The following is a 285-nucleotide window of genomic DNA, read 5'->3' as shown; positions in this document are numbered from 1 at the left end:
ATACTAAATCCCTTGCCTTTGAAAAGGCTCTAGTGCGTCCTGAAAAAGAGGTTAAAAAGGTACATACTGCCCTTGATGCCTTAAATTCCAGTTTGGCTGACGGACGTGGTGTTGATTTCGCTTATATGATGTCTATCTATCAGGTTGAATCGAAGATGACCTTGATTGAGGAGTTAGGTGACCTCATTATGCCTGATCCTGAGAAGTATTTGAATGGGGAACTGTCCTATGTTTCTCGCCAAGACTTTCTGTCAGGTGATGTCGTCACTAAGTTAGAAGTGGTGG

General features: G+C 42.8%; 1 protein-coding gene. It reads left to right on the top strand.

Annotated features, from left to right (window positions below):
* Window positions 1-285: hypothetical protein (locus tag C1G53_RS09120; protein WP_153046691.1), on the top strand; the 285-nt coding region annotated here is incomplete at both ends.

It is taken from the genome of Streptococcus suis, from assembly GCF_002960445.1.
Classification (GTDB): Bacteria; Bacillota; Bacilli; order Lactobacillales; family Streptococcaceae; genus Streptococcus; species Streptococcus hyiners.
The sequence above is the reverse complement of the archived record's forward strand: the minus strand, read 5'-3'. Positions and strand labels throughout refer to the sequence as shown.